Origin of the sequence: Rhizobacter sp. (assembly GCF_031412075.1) — a bacterium.
Lineage (GTDB): Bacteria > Pseudomonadota > Gammaproteobacteria > Burkholderiales > Burkholderiaceae_C > Rhizobacter.
Genome location: NZ_JANOCG010000218.1, coordinates 1 through 2,231 on the forward strand (window position 1 = coordinate 1; position 2,231 = coordinate 2,231).

3 protein-coding genes are annotated in these 2,231 nt (G+C 64.9%); 2 read left to right on the forward strand and 1 reads right to left on the reverse strand.

Going from position 1 to position 2,231, the window contains the following annotated elements:
• Nucleotides 1-59 precede the first annotated feature (59 nt).
• Both rfaD and RMO40_RS07605 read left to right on the forward strand, forming a co-directional pair.
• Nucleotides 60-1,067, forward strand: coding sequence for an ADP-glyceromanno-heptose 6-epimerase (gene rfaD / locus RMO40_RS07600; protein ID WP_309718566.1), 1,008 nt, complete (start codon nt 60-62; stop codon nt 1,065-1,067).
• A 132-nt stretch (nt 1,068-1,199) separates the two neighbouring features.
• Nucleotides 1,200-1,532: a DUF655 domain-containing protein gene (locus RMO40_RS07605; protein ID WP_309718569.1), complete on the forward strand. Its 333-nt coding sequence runs from the start codon at nt 1,200-1,202 to the stop codon at nt 1,530-1,532.
• A 60-nt stretch (nt 1,533-1,592) separates the two neighbouring features.
• Here RMO40_RS07605 and RMO40_RS07610 read toward each other — a convergent pair.
• Nucleotides 1,593-2,231: patatin-like phospholipase domain-containing protein (locus tag RMO40_RS07610; protein ID WP_489660122.1), on the reverse strand; the 639-nt coding region annotated here is incomplete at its 5' end.

Consider the following 2,231-nt stretch of genomic DNA (forward strand, 5'->3'; position numbering starts at 1 on the left):
GGTGGCATCGCGGTGGGCAAGTTCGGCAACGCCACGCTCACCTTCGAGGAGCTGTTCGAATGAAAGTTGTCGTCACAGGGGCTGCCGGCATGATCGGCAGCAACATCGTCCACGGACTGAATTCCATCGGCATCGACGACGTGATCGCCGTCGACGACCTCACCGACGGCCCCAACTACCGCAACCCGTACCACGCACGCATCAGCGACTACTCCGACAACACCGAGTTCTACACGCGCTTTGCACGCGGCGACTTTGGCCACATCGACGCCGTGTTGCACCAGGGTGCCTGCTCCGACACCATGGAGCACAACGGGCGCTACATGCTCGACACCAACTACCGGTGTTCCAAAGACCTGCTCGACGCGTGCCAGGCGCAGGGCACACGGCTGCTCTACGCGTCGTCGGCCGCCACCTACGGCGGCAGCGACACCTTCCGCGAAGACCCCGCCTTCGAGCACCCGCTCAACGTCTACGGCTACTCCAAGCTGCTGTTCGACAACGTCATGCGGCGCATGTTGCCGACCGCCCAATCCGGCAAGAGCGCACAAGTCGCCGGGTTTCGCTATTTCAACGTTTACGGACCGCGCGAGCAGCACAAGGGCCGGATGGCCTCGGTGGCGTTTCACAACTTCAACCAGTTCCGCGACACCGGCAAGGTGAAGCTCTTCGGCGCCTACGGCGGTTATGCGCAGGGCGAGCAGATGCGCGATTTCATCTCGGTGGACGACGTGGTCGCAGTCAACCTCTGGTTCTTGCAGCACCCTGACCAGAGTGGCCTCTTCAACCTGGGCACCGGCCGGGCGCAGCCCTTCAACGATGTGGCCGTGGCCGTGGTCAACGCCTCGCGTGCCCTCAAAGGCGAAGCCCCGCTGCCGCTCGCCGAGCTGGTGAAACAAGGCCTGGTCGAATACTTCGACTTCCCCGAAGCGCTGGTGGGCAAGTACCAGTGCTACACGCAAGCCGACATGAGCGCCCTGGCAGCGGCCGGCTGCGAACACCGTTTCGCCGACGTGGCCACCGGCGTGGCGCGCTACGTCGAATGGATGGGTCGGCAGAAGGCCTGACCCACTCCAAAGAAGCCCCCTGTCCGGTGGCCTTCCTCAAGGGGGCTGGCAAGCAGCTTGCGCGTCGCTAGAGTGCGTTCCGGGGTGTGGATCAGCTGCACCCCACAACAACACACTCAAGGGAGTTCAATCATGTTCAAGAAGCTGCTGTGCGTGCTCGTCATGCTGTTTGCGACCGCCACCGCGTGGGCCGCGGTCGATGTCAACAAGGCCGACCAGGCCGCGCTCGAATCGGTCAAGGGCATCGGCACCAAGGTGTCGGTGCGCATCCTCGACGAGCGCAAGAAGGGCCAGTTCAAGGACTGGGCCGACCTGATGAGCCGCGTGAAGGGCATCAAGGAAGGCGCCGCCACCAAGCTCTCGAAAGAAGGCCTCACGGTCAATGGCACGAGCTTCGAAGCCGGTGCACCCGTCGCCAAGGCCGCGGCCAAGAAAGAAGACAAGAAGAGCGCCGAGAAGAAGTAAGCCGCGCGCTTCGCTTCACCCCAAGACGACCTGCTGGCGCCACGCGCCGCAGGTCGTTTGTCATCCCAGCTCGGTGGTGTGGAAGTCGCTGTCGGGCACCGGGCCACGCCGCTCGGAGCGACGCTCCCAGCCGAAAAATCCCGTCACCTCGTCACGCCGCGCCATGGTGTCAGACACACCCAGCGCGACCAGCTCGCGGGTGTAAGCCGACTCAAACAACAGGTAGCTGGCCAGCGCCGCGCCGCGCGTGTCGGTGCCCTTGCCTGTCACGCCCACACCGCGCAACAAGGCACGAATGGGCGTGGGCAGGCTGTTCACATGCTTGGCGGCGATGTCGTCCAGGCGCTGCGAGGGCGCGATCACCAGCACTTCGATCGGCCGCAGGCTGGTATTGGCCAGCGCCTCGGGCGGCAACAGTGCGAGCGTGTTGTTGATGCGCTGCAGGCGCTCCACGTCCACGGCCAGTGCGTCCAGAAAGATGTTCGACAACGCATGGCCCGCGATCTGCGCGAAGTTGGGGTAGGCCCCGCTCACCTTGCGCCGCCCCGGCGGCTCGTGCATGCGGCCGGCACCGATCACGAGGATGCGTTCGGCACCCAGGTGCACGGCCGGCGAGATGGGGGCCGACTGGCGCATGGAGCCGTCGCCGAAGTATTCGGTGACGCCATCGAAGTCGAGCGGCACGGCCGGGAACACGAA